16 protein-coding genes are annotated in these 16315 nt (G+C 50.9%); 6 read left to right on the top strand and 10 right to left on the bottom strand.

Translation table 11 applies throughout. The features are described from left to right. Nucleotides 1-128: 128 nt before the first annotated feature. Complete coding sequence (locus tag BOW06_RS09160; RefSeq protein WP_043115814.1) at nucleotides 129-335, top strand: cold-shock protein; 207 nt, start codon at nucleotides 129-131, stop codon at nucleotides 333-335. Nucleotides 336-415: 80 nt separating this feature from the next. On the opposite strand, the gene icd is transcribed toward BOW06_RS09160, so the two are convergent. Continuing rightward, entirely contained in the window at nucleotides 416-1675 is a 1260-nt protein-coding gene (gene icd, locus BOW06_RS09155) for an NADP-dependent isocitrate dehydrogenase (RefSeq protein ID WP_043115815.1), read from the bottom strand. A 100-nt stretch (nucleotides 1676-1775) separates the two neighbouring features. Between icd and BOW06_RS09150 the strand changes: the two genes are divergently transcribed. The 5 genes from BOW06_RS09150 (at nucleotide 1776) to hflD (ending at nucleotide 5285) form a co-directional block, all read left to right on the top strand. Continuing rightward, entirely contained in the window at nucleotides 1776-2327 is a 552-nt protein-coding gene (locus tag BOW06_RS09150; protein WP_078453135.1) for an rRNA large subunit pseudouridine synthase E, read from the top strand. A 66-nt stretch (nucleotides 2328-2393) separates the two neighbouring features. Continuing rightward, entirely contained in the window at nucleotides 2394-3020 is a 627-nt protein-coding gene (locus BOW06_RS09145) for a hypothetical protein (protein WP_078453134.1), read from the top strand. A gap of 13 nt (nucleotides 3021-3033) precedes the next feature. Further along, nucleotides 3034-3594, top strand: coding sequence for a hypothetical protein (locus BOW06_RS09140; RefSeq protein ID WP_052131997.1), 561 nt, complete (start codon nucleotides 3034-3036; stop codon nucleotides 3592-3594). Between the two features lie 2 nt (nucleotides 3595-3596). Beyond that, nucleotides 3597-4682: a tRNA 2-thiouridine(34) synthase MnmA gene (gene mnmA / locus BOW06_RS09135; RefSeq protein ID WP_043115817.1), complete on the top strand. Its 1086-nt coding sequence runs from the start codon at nucleotides 3597-3599 to the stop codon at nucleotides 4680-4682. Further along, nucleotides 4683-5285 (top strand): high frequency lysogenization protein HflD, encoded by a 603-nt coding sequence (gene hflD / locus BOW06_RS09130; protein ID WP_043115818.1) that lies wholly within the window; start codon nucleotides 4683-4685, stop codon nucleotides 5283-5285. A 219-nt stretch (nucleotides 5286-5504) separates the two neighbouring features. On the opposite strand, the gene BOW06_RS09125 is transcribed toward hflD, so the two are convergent. The 9 genes from BOW06_RS09125 to BOW06_RS09085 all read right to left on the bottom strand — a co-directional run bounded on the left by BOW06_RS09125 (nucleotide 5505) and on the right by BOW06_RS09085 (nucleotide 16168). Further along, nucleotides 5505-6722 carry an argininosuccinate synthase gene (locus BOW06_RS09125; RefSeq protein WP_043115819.1) on the bottom strand — a complete coding sequence of 406 codons (1218 nt, stop codon included), beginning with the start codon at nucleotides 6720-6722 and terminating at the stop codon, nucleotides 5505-5507. Between the two features lie 58 nt (nucleotides 6723-6780). Then, nucleotides 6781-7557, bottom strand: coding sequence for an alpha/beta fold hydrolase (locus tag BOW06_RS09120; RefSeq protein ID WP_043115820.1), 777 nt, complete (start codon nucleotides 7555-7557; stop codon nucleotides 6781-6783). 7 nt (nucleotides 7558-7564) lie between these two features. Then, nucleotides 7565-8980 (bottom strand): dihydrolipoyl dehydrogenase, encoded by a 1416-nt coding sequence (gene lpdA / locus BOW06_RS09115; RefSeq protein WP_230209609.1) that lies wholly within the window; start codon nucleotides 8978-8980, stop codon nucleotides 7565-7567. 118 nt (nucleotides 8981-9098) lie between these two features. Next, nucleotides 9099-10724, bottom strand: a complete 1626-nt coding sequence (gene aceF / locus BOW06_RS09110; RefSeq protein ID WP_179115160.1) for a dihydrolipoyllysine-residue acetyltransferase — start codon at nucleotides 10722-10724, stop codon at nucleotides 9099-9101. 17 nt (nucleotides 10725-10741) lie between these two features. Beyond that, nucleotides 10742-13399 (bottom strand): pyruvate dehydrogenase (acetyl-transferring), homodimeric type, encoded by a 2658-nt coding sequence (gene aceE, locus BOW06_RS09105; RefSeq protein ID WP_043115826.1) that lies wholly within the window; start codon nucleotides 13397-13399, stop codon nucleotides 10742-10744. Between the two features lie 413 nt (nucleotides 13400-13812). Next, on the bottom strand, nucleotides 13813-14271 hold the full coding sequence (locus BOW06_RS09100) for a hypothetical protein (protein WP_078454680.1): 459 nt from the start codon (nucleotides 14269-14271) through the stop codon (nucleotides 13813-13815). Between the two features lie 115 nt (nucleotides 14272-14386). Beyond that, the gene (locus BOW06_RS09095) at nucleotides 14387-14818 is read right to left on the bottom strand and encodes a sulfur globule family protein (protein WP_078454681.1); all 432 of its coding nucleotides are present in this window, start codon (nucleotides 14816-14818) and stop codon (nucleotides 14387-14389) included. 248 nt (nucleotides 14819-15066) lie between these two features. Next, a complete protein-coding gene (locus BOW06_RS09090; RefSeq protein WP_078454696.1) occupies nucleotides 15067-15489 on the bottom strand; it encodes a sulfur globule family protein in 423 nt (140 codons plus the stop codon). A 232-nt stretch (nucleotides 15490-15721) separates the two neighbouring features. Beyond that, nucleotides 15722-16168: a sulfur globule family protein gene (locus tag BOW06_RS09085; protein ID WP_078454682.1), complete on the bottom strand. Its 447-nt coding sequence runs from the start codon at nucleotides 16166-16168 to the stop codon at nucleotides 15722-15724. Nucleotides 16169-16315 lie beyond the last annotated feature (147 nt).

Here is a 16315-nt window from a genome sequence, read left to right as displayed (position 1 = left end):
ATAACAATAATACGACCTGGACGCTCTGGATAATCAAAATAAACAAGGCGCCGGTCAACCTGGTAATCGCTCTACTTTTTGAGTGAACAGGACGACATAAGAAAAGTAGCAACTAAGGAGGTATTTTCATGTCGACGGGTATCGTCAAATGGTTCAATAACACCAAGGGATACGGCTTTGTTACACCTGATGATGGGGATGCGGATATTTTTGTCCACTTCTCATCAATTCAGATGGAGGGCTTCAAAACCCTCAAAGAGGGGCAAAAAGTCGAATACGAAGTAACCGAGGGCCCCAAAGGCTTGCATGCAACATCAATCCAGATGGCAGGCTAATCACAAAGGTTCCTGACAGGAACTCTGTAATAGAAAAGGCCCGCAAATGCGGGCCTTTTTGATTACTGCCTGTACTGCGATCAGTCCATGTTCGCAATGACGGCATCACCGAACTCGCTACAACTCAGTTCAGTTGCATCATCAATCAGGCGCGCGAGGTCGTAGGTTACGGTGTTAGCTGCTATTGAACCCTCAACACCCTTCATCACAAGATCTGCCGCCTCGGTCCAACCCATGTGTCTCAGCATCATCTCTGCAGAGAGAATCAGTGAGCTCGGATTGACCTTATCAAGACCTGCATATTTTGGTGCTGTACCGTGGGTTGCCTCGAACATACCGACAGCATCGGCAAGGTTGGCACCTGGTGCAAGACCGATTCCACCAACCTGTGCTGCAAGCGCATCAGAAACATAGTCACCGTTCAGGTTCAGGGTTGCGATCACGTCATACTCTTCCGGACGCAGCAGAATCTGCTGCAGGAAGTTATCTGCAATCACGTCCTTGATAGTGATTTCTGTCCCGGTCTTCGGGTTTTTCAGGGTGCACCATGGGCCGCCGTCGAGTTCGGTCGCGCCGAATTCACGCTTGGTGAGTTCGTAGCCCCACTCTTTGAAGCTACCCTCGGTAAACTTCATGATGTTGCCCTTGTGAACCAGTGTCAGGCTCTTACGGTCGTTATCGATCGCATACTGCATTGCCTTGCGTACCAGGCGTTCTGTACCTTCTTTAGATACCGGCTTAACGCCAATACCCGAGGTCTCGGGGAAACGGATCTTGGTGACACCCATCTCCTTAATAAGGAAATCGATGACTTTCTTCGCTTCCGGTGTGCCCGACTGCCACTCGACACCTGCATAGATATCCTCGGAGTTCTCGCGAAAAATGACCATATCGGTCTTTTCAGGCTCACGAACAGGACTTGGAGAACCGGGGAAATAGCGCACAGGACGCAGGCAGACGTAGAGATCAAGTTCCTGGCGCAGGGCGACGTTGAGTGAACGAATACCACCACCGACAGGTGTTGTCAGCGGACCCTTGATGGAAACGACAAACTCCTGAACCGCCTCAAGCGTCTCTTCAGGCAACCACACATCGTCACCGTAGACCTTGGTTGATTTCTCACCGGCATAGACTTCCATCCATTGAATCTGACGCGTGCCACCATAGGCCTTCTCGACAGCCGTGTTAACAACTTTCATCATCGGCGGAGTCACATCCACACCGATACCGTCACCCTCGATATAGGGAACAATCGGCTTGTCAGGAACATTGAGTGAATGATCACTGTTGACTGTAATTTTTTCTCCGTCGGCAGGCACCTGGATTTTGTCGTATGCCATTTTGACTCCTCTTTATTTGATAAGAATTCTCAGGCGAAAAATCTTATCATAGGCTCAGCCCGAGTGTTGCAACTGTTAATCAAATAGTGATGGAATTTGCATGGTAAAACTGGTTCTCTTCAACAAACCCTATGGTGTTCTGTGCCAATTCAGGGATTCTGATGGACGTCCGACACTGGCTGATTTTATAGATATTCCAGGGGTTTACGCCGCAGGCCGTCTCGATCGCGACAGTGAGGGACTTCTGCTTCTGACTGACGATGGCAAACTGCAAAACAGGATTACGGCTCCCGGAAAGAAAACCTGGAAACGCTACCTGGTGCAGGTCGATGGTGAAATTTCGGATGATGCAGTGGCCCGGTTGCGTTCAGGTGTCACTCTTAAAGACGGGAAAACCAGGCCCGCAAAGGTCGAAAAAGTTGCTGAACCAGAATCACTCTGGCCACGAGACCCTCCAATCAGGGTGCGAAAAAACATCCCCACCAGCTGGGTAGAAATTTCCATTCGTGAAGGCAAAAACCGCCAGATCAGGCGCATGACAGCGGCTGTTGGCTTCCCTACCCTGCGACTGATTCGAGTACAAATTGGCGAGTGGAAACTGGGCGACTTGCAGCCAGGCAAGTTCAGCGTTGATTCACGAAAAAAGAGCTAGGGAGTTCAGACTTTCGCCAACTTTGATACACTGCGACCTATATCTAACCAGCGATAAACCAAGAGTATGAACTACCAAAAACTTCTGTTTGGCATACTGCTGTTTTCTGTACTGGTGTCGAATGCGGCAGCAGTTAATCTGCTCAATCCGGAGAGCAGCGGCAAACCACAAATCGACGACCCGGATCCTTCACGGTTTTCGGTCTGTTACGGTAATACCTGCCATACAGTCGAGCATGTCTCTCTCAGCCCGCAACAATGGGAAGCTGTCAGGGAGTTTTTCCTACCTCTTGCAGAAACACCTGAGCAGGAGCGCAGCCAGATAGCAAACGCCATAGCCTACCTGGAAGTGGAAGTCGGCAAGCAGATTAACTCCCTGGGCGACCGTGGCGGCAATCTCAAGGGATTTGGCTCCAGCAGTAACCAACTCGACTGTGTAGATGAATCGACCAACAGCACCTCTTATATGCGCATGATGGAGAAAGATGGATTATTCCAATTTCACCGGGTAGACAAGAAGAGGCAACGCGGCTTCCTGATCATTGGGGGTTGGCCACATTCAACCGCAGCAATTCAGGAAACAGGAAGTGGAAAAAGATGGGCAGTCGACTCATGGTTCCACGATAACGGCACCAAACCTGACATCGTCACAATGAAAAAGTGGAAAGCAGGTTGGCGTCCAGAGAACAACTGATCAGTACGCAGTCATGAGAAATATTCAAATTCTGCTTCTTGCCACTCTCTTACTAGGCTGTACGACTACGGGAGCCACGGGCCTGTTGACCCTGAATACCTGCATCAACTTTGGCTGCAGTGACAAGAAAAAAGTCTACATGCCCCAAAATGAAATCGAATCCCTGAAGTCACTTTTTGCCGGTACGGTCAATGCGGAAACTGAACGCGAGAAAATTGCACAGGCAATTGGCTGGTTCGAGTACCGGGTCGGTAACCAGAACGGAACCTGGCGTGACAAGGGACGAAATCCGGGAAGAGTCGATCCCGAGGGTCAGCTCGACTGCATTGCGGAATCACTCAATACCACAACCTATCTGAAGCAGATAGAGCGTCTCGGCCTACTCAAGTGGCACAGCGTCGATGATCGGGTTGTCAGGCATCGCATGATATTCGGCACACACTGGACAGCGGTCATCAAGGAGAAAGAAAACAGTGATCTCTACGCTGTTGACAGCTGGTATGAAGACAATGGCACGTCAGCACGAGTGATTCCGCTGGAAACCTGGTTCAACGGAGCGGAAAGAATTTTGTGACCATGGAAAAGGTGATTGTCGGTCTCTCCGGTGGCGTTGACTCGTCGATTGCCGCCCTGCGCCTGCTGGAGGCAGGCTACGAGGTCGAAGCACTCTTCATGAAAAACTGGGAGGAGGATGACACCCAGGAGTACTGCAGTGCCACTGTCGACCTTGCCGATGCAGAAGCTGTTGCCGACAAGCTTGGTATCAAACTGCATACGGTCAACTTTTCCGATACCTACTGGGATAGTGTTTTCGCCCATTTTCTTGAAGAATACAAAGCAGGTCGCACTCCCAATCCGGACGTACTGTGCAACCGGGAGATCAAGTTCAAGGCGTTTCTCGACCATGCGTTGACACTTGGTGCAAATCGCATTGCAACCGGCCACTATGCTGATTCGCATCAGCTTGAGGATGGCAGCTGGCAGTTGCTACAGGCACGCGACAGCAACAAGGATCAAACCTATTTCCTCCATCTGCTCAACCAGCACCAGCTGTCACACGCACTCTTTCCTCTTGGCGATATCGACAAGAGCGAAGTACGCGAGATAGCCAAACGGCATAACCTGCAAACACATGACAAGAAGGACAGTACCGGCATCTGCTTTATTGGTGAACGCCGATTCCGGGACTTCCTGTCTAATTACCTGCCGGCAAAGCCGGGGGATATTATCAACGAAGATGGTGAAGTCATCGGACAGCACCAGGGTGTTTTCTACTACACCATCGGACAACGACAGGGACTTGGCATCGGTGGCGTCAGGGGCAGCGATGAATCACCCTGGTTCGTTGCCGAAAAGCGCCTCGAGAGCAATCAGCTTGTCGCTGTACAGGGACATGATCATCCACTTCTGATGTCACGTTCATTGATCGCACAGGATGCTCACTGGATCAGTGGCACCCTGCCCGACTACCCGCTGACATGCATGGCAAGATGCCGACACCGCCAACCCCTGCAAGTCTGTCGTGTCGTAAATAATGAAGATGGTTTGCAGGTCAGTTTTGATCAACCACAGCGTGCTGTCACGCCGGGACAATCAATCGTTTTTTATCATGAGCGCGTCTGCCTTGGCGGCGCCATTATCACAAAGGCCAGTCAGACTTAAATGAATTCTCAACTGATCATTCCGCTTGCCGCCATGTTCCAGTCAGCACGACTGGTTGCCGAGATCGCACACAATGGCCGTTTCGACATGGAGACAGCAACTCCTCTGCTCTCCTCCCTGTTTCAGTTTGAGGCAGAATCGACTGAAGCTGTCTATGGCGGACTTGATCCGCTCAGCCCGGGTTTCAAAGAGCTGGAACAACAACTATCACATGCCGACAAAGAGCAAATCGAAATACCTCACATGGTGATGGCGATGATGCAGTTGGCAAAAAAACTCGGCAAGGCAGAAACCCGACTGCAACAAATGCGTGATGAACTCGTACGCATCGAAGAGAAGCTTGAGATGTACGAACTGACACACGTCAACACGATTTCAGCAATTGCCGAGATCTACAAGCAGAAGGTCAGTGATCTCTCTCCAAGAATCATGGTCAAGGGCGATCCGCTACACCTGGAGAATCCTGACAACCAGAGCCGTGTCAGGGCGATGTTGCTCGCCGGGATTCGCAGTGCGATTTTATGGGATCAACTGGGCGGAAGCCGTTTTCAGCTGTTGTTCAGGCGCAAGGCGCTTCTGGAACTGCTTCGAAATCAAATGTAGAAGATATAGTTCTGGCATTACGCTCCATGGCCAAGCTCGCCGTTAACGAAGCCAGCGTAAAATCAGTGGGCAAGCGAAAGGCTGTCTGAGCGAACGCAGTAAGCGAGTTCCTTTCGCGCACTGGTTTGGAGTGATCAGGCGAAGATGTGGCGAGCCTGGTTATGGGGCGTAGCCCCGGAACCAGGCTCCTACAACACCTCGATGGGGCCACGAAATATGTTACTTCCTGCGCTTGGCAGCCACTCGCAGACGCAATGCATTCAACTTGATGAAGCCTGCCGCATCTTTCTGGTCATAAGCACCTGCATCATCTTCAAAGGTCGCAATACTTTCATCAAAGAGACTGTCTGATTCCGACTTGCGCCCGGCAACAATGACATTGCCCTTGTAGAGCTTGACGCGTACAACACCATTCACCACTTGCTGAGTCTGGTCGATTGCAGCCTGCAGCATCTCCCTCTCGGGACTCCACCAGTAGCCGTTGTAAACCATCTTGGCATAGCGAGGCATCATCTCGTCTTTCAGATGCGCTGCTTCACGATCGAGTGTCAAAGACTCCATCGCACGGTGTGCCTTGAGCATGATGGTGCCTGCAGGTGTTTCATAACAACCACGTGACTTCATGCCGACATAGCGGTTCTCGACGATGTCATCACGACCGACACCATTCTCACCGCCAATCCTGTTGAGGGTCTCCATGACAGTTGCAGCTGACATCGCTTCGCCGTTTATAGCAACAATGTCGCCCTTCTCATACGTCAGTTCGAGGTAAGTTGGCTCATCCGGTGCAGCTTCAGGTGAGACACTCCAACGCCACATCTCCTCTTCAGGCTCATTCCATGGATCTTCGAGAAGATCGCCCTCGTAGGAGATATGCAGCAGGTTAGCATCCATCGAGTAAGGTGATTTACCACTCTGCTTGGCAAAATCGACTTCGATGCCGTGCTCGGCAGCGTAGTTCATCAGCTTCTCGCGTGACAGCAGGTCCCACTCGCGCCATGGTGCAATCACTTTCACATCAGGCATCAGTGCATAGGCACCGAGTTCGAAACGCACCTGGTCGTTACCCTTGCCGGTTGCACCATGAGAAATGGCATCTGCACCTGTCTCTCTTGCGATCTCGATCAGGCGCTTGGCAATCAACGGGCGTGCAATCGATGTACCCAGCAGGTACTCGCCTTCATAGATGGCATTGGCACGGAACATCGGGAAGACATAATCGCGTGCAAACTCTTCACGCAGATCCTCGATGTAGATCTCCTTGATCCCCATCGCCTCTGCCTTGGCACGCGCCGGCTCAACTTCTTCACCTTGCCCGATATCTGCAGTGAAAGTAACAACCTCACAGTTGTAGGTATCTTCCAGCCACTTGAGAATGACAGAAGTATCTAGACCACCTGAATAGGCGAGAACGACTTTGTTGATGCCGTCGGACATGGCGTTTGCACCCTGAGTTAATTAATAAAATGAAGCGTTGAATTATAACGAACTTTGACTAGTGTGACTTCAGAAATCTCGACAGGGAGTCAATAAAAGCCTGCGGCTGGTCTGCATAGACCCAGTGACCGGCATTGTCGATACCCTTGACCTCGGCATTGGGGAAAAAGTGACTGATTGCCGCCCTGCCCTCCGTATCGACATAATCCGAGTTATTTCCATGAATAAACAGCGACGGACCATTGAAACGCCTGCTCTCCTTGACAGGAAAACCGGTAATTTGTGCAATGCCATTAGCGAGCGCTTCGAGATTAATACGCCACTTCCAGGCATCACTTGTACGCACAAGATTCTGCAACAGGTAAGCACGCACACCTGATTCATCGATGAAATTGGCCAGGTAGTTATCGGCCTCATTGCGGTTTTCCAGACTCTCGAGCTCAATCTTTCTTAACGCCGTAAGAATAGCTGCAAAACTGTGTTGATAGCGTCTCGGTGCCATGTCGACGACCACCAGTCGGTCGACCATTTCTGGTAGGTGCAAGGCAACCATCATCGCAACTTTACCGCCCATGCTGTGTCCTACCAGGGTCGCTTTTTCAATCTCAAGCTCTTCCAGCAGATCAATAACGTCACCACTTTGCGCACCATATCCAACGCCATCATCATGGAATGAACGACCGTGATTGCGCAGATCGGGAACGATACAGTAATGTGTCTCGGCGAAAGCCTTGACGATGCCGCCCCAGTTGGCCGATGAACCAAACAGGCCGTGTAGAAAAACAAGCGGGGAGCCAGAAGATGGCTCCCCGTATTCCCTGTAAAAAAGAGTCACCGTCCGGTTATTTGCGCTTCTTCGGCGGTATTAGGTCAGTGATGGTACCTTCAGCCATTTCAGCTGCCATACCGACGGTTTCGATCAGGGTTGGGTGCGGATGAATGGTCAGGCCGATATCAGCCATGTCTGCACCCATCTCGAGAGCCAGCACGGTTTCACCAATCAGCTCACCTGCATTGACACCGACAATACCAGCGCCAAGGATACGATCTGTTTCAGGGTCGAAGATAAGCTTGGTCAAGCCCTCGTCGCGTCCGATACCGAGTGCACGGCCACTGGCAGCCCATGGGAAAACACCTTTTTCGATCTTGATGCCCTGTTCCTTTGCCTCGGTCTCGGTGAGACCCATCCATGCAACTTCAGGATCAGTGTAGGCAACCGAGGGAATTGTCAGTGGATCAAATTCGCTCTTCTCGCCACAGATCACTTCTGCTGCCACCTTGGCCTCGTGCGTCGCCTTGTGTGCGAGCATCGGGTTGCCGACAACGTCACCAATCGCATAGATGTTTGGCACGTTTGTACGCATTTGTGAATCAACAGCGATGAAACCGCGCTCATCCACATTGATGCCTGCAGCCTCGGCATTGATCTTTGCACCGTTCGGACTACGTCCAACGGCAACCAAAACACGATCGTATATCTGCGCTTTTTCAGGCGCTTTCTTGCCTTCGAAGCTGACTTTCAGGCCATTTTTCTGCGCCTTGATCTCGGTTACCTTGGTTTCGAGCATGATGCTGTTGACACTGCCTGAAAGACGTTTCTGAAGCGGTCTTACGAGGTCTTTATCAGCACCCGGCATCAACTGATTCTGCAGTTCAACAATATCAATTGATGAACCCAGCGTGCTGTATACCGTTGCCATCTCGAGACCAATGATGCCGCCGCCAATAACGAGCATTTTGCCGGGGACATCTTCCAGCTCAAGTGCATCGGTGGAATCCATCATGCGTGGATCATCATTCGGGAAAACCGGGATTTGTACAGCCTGTGAACCGACAGCGATGATACAGGCATCAAATGTGATCTCCTGCGTACCCTCATCACCTTCGACAGAAACAGCATTTGGACCCGTAAATTTGCCAAGTCCCTGCACCGTGGTGACCTTGCGCTGCTTGGCCATACCGGCAAGCCCGCCAGTCAGGCGGCCGACAACTTTATCCTTTCCAGCACGCAGTTTGTCGAGATCCACTTTTGGTGTGCCGCCGAAATCAACACCCATCTCGGTGAGTTCTGCTGCTTCATTAATAATCGCTGCGGTATGCAGCAGGGCCTTGGATGGAATACATCCAACATTCAGGCAGACGCCGCCAAGCGAGGCATAACGTTCAACCAGGACGGTTTTCTTTCCAAGGTCTGCGGCGCGAAAGGCGGCTGTGTAGCCTCCGGGTCCTGCGCCAAGGACAAGAACTTCTGCGTGCATCTGCATCTCCTCTAGATGGCGGGATCTCCCTAAAGGAAAACCCCATCCAGTTTTTATGTCTACTATAATCTTTTCTTATTATGCTGTGCTGCAGCATTTTGCAGAAAAGCAGGCATGATTACAAGAGCAAATGACGAATATCATCCAGCAAATCGCCAAGATAGGTTGTAAATCGCACACCCTGGGCACCGTCAATCACACGGTGATCATAGGAGAGTGAGAAAGGCATGATCAGCCTGGGCTGGAATTCACTGCCATCCCAAACCGGCTTCATCTCTGCTTTTGAGACGCCAAGAATGGCCACTTCGGGTGAATTGACGATTGGTGCAAACTGGGTTCCACCAATGCCTCCGAGGCTTGAAATGGAGAAACAGCCGCCCTGCATGTCACTCGGCTTGAGCTTGCCTTCACGTGCGTTGGCAGAGATCTCCATCAGCTCAGCACCAATTTCAAAGATACCCTTTTTATCGACATTCTTGACGACGGGTACAACCAGACCATTTGGCGTATCCACCGCAATGCCGATATTGACGTATTTTTTCAGAATCAGACGTTCGCCATCGGGTGTCAACGATGCATTGAACTCAGGCATTGTCTTGAGAGCCGTGGCACACGCCTTGAGCAGAAATGGCATAAAAGTCAGCTTGATACCCGCCTGCTCTGCACGCGCCTTCGACTCTTTGCGGAACGCCTCCAGCTCGGTGATATCTGCATCATCAAACTGGGTGACATGCGGAATCGTCAGCCATGCACGATGCAAGTGCGCACCAGAGAGCTTCTTGATACGGCCGAGTTCGACCTCCTCGATTTCACCCCACTTGGAAAAATCGATATCGGGCGCTTCAGGCAGGCCAAATCCACCCTTGGCCTTGTCGCTGTCATGTTCAGCAATCACACGCTTGATGTGATTCTGAACATCCTCTTTAGTGATGCGTCCCTTGAGTCCGGTACCGACTACCTTGCTGACATCAACACCGAGTTCACGCGCAAACTGCCTTATCGCAGGACTGGCATGTGCCTTACCACCGGTTATGCGTTCAGGTGGTGCCGGCTCAACCGGTGAAGGCTTCATCTGTGTGTCACCAGGTGCCAATGGCTCGCTGGCAGCAGCCTGTGGAGCAGGTACGCTGGCAGGCTTTGAAGCAGCCGGAGCAGCAGCAGCGCCGGTGGCAGTCATCATGGCGAACACATCACCTTCACTGACACGATCACCAACCGACACTGCAACAGATTCAATTGTTCCTGCGTGAGTCGATGGTATCTCCATCGATGCCTTGTCGCTTTCAAGCGTGATCAGCGACTGCTCTTTCTCTACCGTATCACCAGTCGAGACCAGCACCTCGATCACTTCAACATCATTGAAATCTCCGATATCAGGTACGTTCAGTTCAACTGCCTGCGGTGATTCGGTAACTGCCGGGGCGTTTTCTACTGCATCAGCAACGGCAAATGCCTCATCAGACTCCCTTGCTTCGACTATCTCCTCTTCGACGCTGGCAGATGTGTCACCACTCTCCTCCAGCGTAACCAGAAGGCTGCCCTCGCTTACCCTGTCTCCAACAGAGACGGCAACCGATACAATCTCGCCTGCGCTTGGCGTGGGAATCTCCATCGATGCCTTGTCACTTTCAACCGTAATAAGTGAATCTTCGGCATCGACCGTATCACCCGGTGAAACCAGCACCTCGATAATCTCGACATCCGCGAAGTCACCAATGTCGGGTACTAATATTTCTGTCGTCATTGTCAGTTTCTCCGCAATCAGACCGTTACCGGATTAGGTTTTTCCGGATTGATGTCATATTTCTCAATCGCCTTTTTCACTGCACTGGCTGCAATTTCACCATCATCGGCAAGCGCCTTGAGGGCAGCAACAACAATGTAGTAACGATTGACTTCGAAGAAACGACGCAACGCTTCACGCATATCCGAGCGGCCGAAACCATCGGTGCCCAGTGTGAAGTAACTGCGATCGATATAAGGACGGATTTGATCTGCATAGGTGCGGATGTAATCCGTTGCTGCAATGACAGGCCCTTCTGTTCCCGACAGCTGTTCTTCAACATAGCTGCGCTTGGGGGCCTCATCAGGGTGTAGCATGTTCCAGCGTTCCGTATCGATACCGTCACGACGCAGTTCGTTGAAACTGGTGACACTCCACACATCTGCAGCAATGCCAAAGTCATTCTGTAACAGTTCTGCTGCAGCAATCACTTCGCGCAGGATGGTGCCCGAACCGAGTAACTGCACACGCTGCTTGGCCTTACCGCCCTCACTGAAACGGTACATGCCCTTGAGAATACCCTCTTCACTGCCTTCCGGCATTGCGGGCTGGGCATAATTCTCGTTCATCACCGCGACATAGTAGAACACCCTGTCCTTGTCGACGTACATGCGACGCATGCCGTCGTGAAGGATAGTGACCAGTTCGTATGCAAAACAGGGATCATAGGAGACACAGTTCGGAATTGTGCTTGCAACCAGGTGTCCATGACCATCCTGGTGCTGCAATCCCTCACCTGCCAGCGTGGTTCGACCGGCAGTACCGCCGATCAGGAAGCCGCGTGCCTGCATGTCGCCAGCAGCCCATGCTAGGTCGCCGATACGCTGAAAACCGAACATCGAGTAATAGATGTAGAACGGAATCATCGACACGCCGTGGTTGCTGTAGGCGGTTGCCGCAGCAGTCCACTCTGACATGGCGCCGGCCTCGTTGATACCTTCCTGCAGAATCTGTCCCTTGGAGTCCTCGCGGTACCACATCAGCTGATCTGAATCCTCGGGCTCATAGAGCTGACCTGAAGAGGAGTAGATACCGAGTTGACGGAACATGCCTTCCATACCGAAGGTACGTGCCTCGTCAGGAACAATCGGCACAACGCGCTTACCAACCTGCTTGTCACGAATCAGGGTTGTCAGGAAACGCACGAATACCATGGTGGTCGAGAGTTCTCGATCACCACTGCTTTCGAGCAGTGACTTGAATGTCTCCAGAGGTGGGATCTCAAGCGTCTCGACATCATCCAGACGTGAAGGGAATGAACCACCAAGTGCCTCACGGCGCTCTTTCAGGTAGATGGCCTCGGTGCTGTCTTCAGCCGGCTTGTAAAAAGGCGTCGAACTGAGTTCATCATCCGGGATCGGAATATTGAAGCGGTCGCGGAATGCACGCAGTGACTTGTCACCCATCTTTTTCTGGGAGTGCGTGGTGTTCTGACCTTCACCCGCTTCACCCATGCCGTAACCCTTGACGGTCTTGGCGAGAATGACAGTCGGCTGTCCCTTGTGGTTCATTGCGGCTGAATAGGCAGAGAAAACTTTCGCCGGATCGTGTCCGCCACGATTAAGACGGAAAATATCTTCATCGCTCATGTTGGCGACGAGTTCCTTCAATTCAGGATACTCACCAAAGAAATGCTCACGCGTATACTTACCACCGCGTGCCTTGTAGGCCTGGTAGTCGCCGTCGACACACTCTTCCATGCGCTTGCGCAGCAGTCCGCTTTTATCACGCGCCAGCAGTGGATCCCAGAAGCTACCCCATACAACCTTGATAACATTCCAGCCGGCACCACGGAATATCGCTTCGAGCTCCTGGATGATCTTGCCGTTACCACGCACAGGCCCGTCGAGACGCTGCAGGTTACAGTTGACCACGAACACCAGGTTGTCGAGTTTTTCACGTCCGGCAAGTGTGATAGCACCGAGAGATTCCGGCTCGTCTGTTTCGCCATCACCAAGGAAAGCCCAGACTTTACGCTTACCAGCATCGATCATTTCACGGTCATGCAGGTAATTCATGAAGCGCGCCTGGTAAATCGCCATGATCGGACCAAGTCCCATGGAGACGGTCGGGAACTGCCAGAAATCTGGCATCAGCCACGGGTGCGGATAGGATGAAAGACCCTCTCCGTCAACCTCCTGGCGAAAATTGTGCATCTGGTCTTTGCTCAGGCGTCCTTCAAGATAAGCACGCGAATAGATTCCGGGAGCTGAGTGTCCCTGGAAAAAAACCAGGTCACCGCCATGATTCTCATCACGGGCATGGAAAAAATGGTTCATGCCGACATCATAGAGTGTGGCACTGGAAGCAAAACTGGCGATATGGCCGCCGAGCTCTGTAGAAATTCTGTTCGCCTGCACCACCATCGCCATTGCATTCCAGCGTGTCAGCGAGCGAATGCGGCGTTCAACTGCCCGGTCACCCGGATAGCGTTCCTGCAGATGTTCAGGAATGGTGTTGAGGTAGGCAGTATTTGCCGAATAAGGTAAGTAGGCACCGCGGCGACGCGCCTTGTCGATCAGTTTCTCGAGAAGGTAATGCGCACGATCTGTTCCTTCGTGCTCGATGACGGCGTCAAGCGCCTCAATCCACTCCTGCGTTTCCTGTGGGTCTACATCTTTCGTATTGTCTGTCATGTGGGTTCATCCTTCGACAGTGTTTAGCCAATGCATACGTGAAGTTTCCACGCTGCGCTTAAATAACGATCTGGAGACGGGGTCACCGTCCTGCAAACCGGCAACAGTCTCCGGTAATACCGGAATCTGTGCAAACAGGTTATTGCATCGGTTGATCACAGACTGTTATATACAGGGGGGAAATTTAAACAAAACGCACTGCACAAATGCAATCAGGAAGTTGCAGTTAATCCATGTTTTTGCATGGGTATCGATGAATAAACTGTTGATACTGCGTAATTAGCCGATAGTGGTGTAAAATGCGTGAGAATATCTCCCATATTAGTCACCTGGCTGGAAACTGTACGCATAAAAAAAGCCCCTTACGGGGCTTTTTCCAGAATCGCTTAAAGCGAATCGATCAGCTGTTGTTATTACTTACCGGTAACAGCTTCTGCGCGCAGTGATTCGAAATGCTTATCCATTTCGGCACGGCGGGCGTCGATTTCCTTGCGGATCTCTTCACGATGCTGGTCCATTTCCGCCTTGTGGGCTGCACGGCGTGCTTCCATCTCGGCTTCAATCTCTGCACGTTCAGCATCCATCTGCTTGCGAAACTCTTCAATTGAAGAATCAACTGCTACAACGGTTTCATGCTCGGCGGTGAGCTTGTCCATCTCGGCCTTGTGCGCAGCAACGCGAGATTCCATTTCAGCCTTCAGAGCTGCACGGCGAGCTTCTGACTGCTTGCGAATTGCTTCGAAATCAGGCATTTCAACAACAGGCTTGGCAGCCACATCAGCCGCTGTGGCTTCTACAGTCTGGTCAGCAGAAGCTGTGCCAGCCATTGATGCCAACAGGATTGCAGCGGTGAGTTTTTTTACTGAAAACATAACTATTCTCCTAAAATGACTGTCTGCTGCAACTGTTGATACAAACAGACGGATATCTTCGTATTTTCTGATAAAAAGCCATCACCCGAAGGTGACGGCATAATGAATTGTTTGATTACTCGGCAGCTGCTGCAGTTGCAACAGGTGCGGCCTGGGGAGCTGGAGCTGCTACTGGGGCGTAATAGCCGTAAGGAGCGCCGTAGTAGCCATTGTTTGCGTAGTAACGGTTATCCCAGTTGTTATAACCATTACCGTAGTAGTAGCTGTCTGTATCGCCATCGAAATCGGCATCAACGTCAAAGTCGAAATCCATGCTGAAGTTGAAGCTGCCACGTCCGCGGCCACGTCCACGACCATTGCCGTCGCCACGTCCATAACCGTAGCCATCGTTGTACCAACGGTTATCGTTGTAGTAATCATCATCGTCACTGAAGAAAGGAATATCCCAATCATCGTTATCGCTGAAGAAAGGGATGTCCCAGTCAGCAATGGCAGCAGAAGAACTCATGATTGCGGCAATAGCAGCTGCAGTAATGATCTTTTTCATTTCAATCTCCGTAGAAGACTCAATCTGTTAAAAACTGTTTAAACGGCTGTGCCGCTTTCGTTACTGATAAGTTTATTAGTATTTTCTTATTTTGCAATATTTATTTTAATTATTTTTTCTTATGTAAACGATTTGATTGATTGAATATGCCTTAATCACCTGGAAATAATGCCGTAAATCGATTGCATAAAAAAACACCGGACAGGTTACCCCGCCCGGTGTTTTTATCAGCTAACTGCCAGTATGACTTACTGTGGGCAGTTACCAGTAGCTGCAGGTGCCTGAGGGGCAGCTGGAGCAACAGGAGCTGGTCCGTAAGGAGCTGGACCGTAGCCGTAAGGAGCGCCGTAGCGACCGTTGTAGCTGTTGTAACGGTTGTCCCAACGGTTGTCCATGTTGTTGTAACCACGACCGTAGTAAGAGTTATCAGTCTCACCGTCGAATTCGGTATCAGCGTCAGCATCCATGTTGAAGTTGAAGCTACCACGACCCTTGCCACGTCCACGGCCGTCACCACGTCCGTAACCGTAACCGTCGTTGTTCCAACGGTTGTCGTTGTAGTAGCTGCTGTCGTTGTCATCACCAAAGAAAGGCATGTCCCATTCTGCTACTGCAGCTGAAGAAGCACCCATGATTGCTGCAATTGCAGCTGCTGTAATAATCTTTTTCATTGTAAATTCCATAAAAAATTTAAAAGAAGATGAATCTGTCGATCCGGGACATCCATATCAGTGTGAATTAGTATATAAGTATTTTCTTAAATTGCAATATTTTATTACTAATGAGATGAATTAATTTTGTTTATGTTTAAATTTATTCAATGGATGAGCAGCGACATTCGGGCAGACAATAAAAAAACCGGGCGGATAATCCGCCCGGTTTTTTCTCAGGAAAGCGCAGGAATTACTGTGCGCAGTTACCTGGTGCAGATGGCGCGACCCGCGGAGCTGCTGGTGCAGGACCAGGGCCATAGCCATAACCGTAAGGAGCGCGACCGTAACCATATGGTCCACCACGGTAGTAACGATTGCCACTGCGATAGCGGTTATCCCAACGGTTATCCCAGTTGTTGTAGCCACGACCGTAATAATCGCTCAAGCCATCGCCTTCCCAATCGGTATCAGCATCAGCATCAAAATTCATGTTGAAGCTACCACGACCTTTGCCGCGACCACGACCTGAACCACGGCCATCACCACGTCCGTAACCATAACCGTCGTTGTTCCAACGGTTATCGTTGTAATAGTTGCTGTCGTTATCATCGAAGAATGGCATATCCCATTCTGCTACTGCAGCAGATGAAGCGCCCATGATTGCTGCTATCGCAGCGGCGGTTATGATTTTTTTCATAAATATCTCTCCAAACTCTATTGTTGTAAATAATTCCTACTGGCATCCGAAGTATTCATTACTACGCTAACACCCCAGTTAAGGCAGAAACGCTAGTATTTTCTTAAATACTCAAATTACTTTCCCTGATTTCATCCATAAGCTAAG

The organism is Solemya velum gill symbiont (assembly GCF_002020255.1).
In the GTDB taxonomy this organism is placed as follows: domain Bacteria; phylum Pseudomonadota; class Gammaproteobacteria; order Chromatiales; family Chromatiaceae.
Note: the sequence above shows the minus strand (reverse complement) of the source record. Positions and strands in the feature narration are given on the sequence as shown.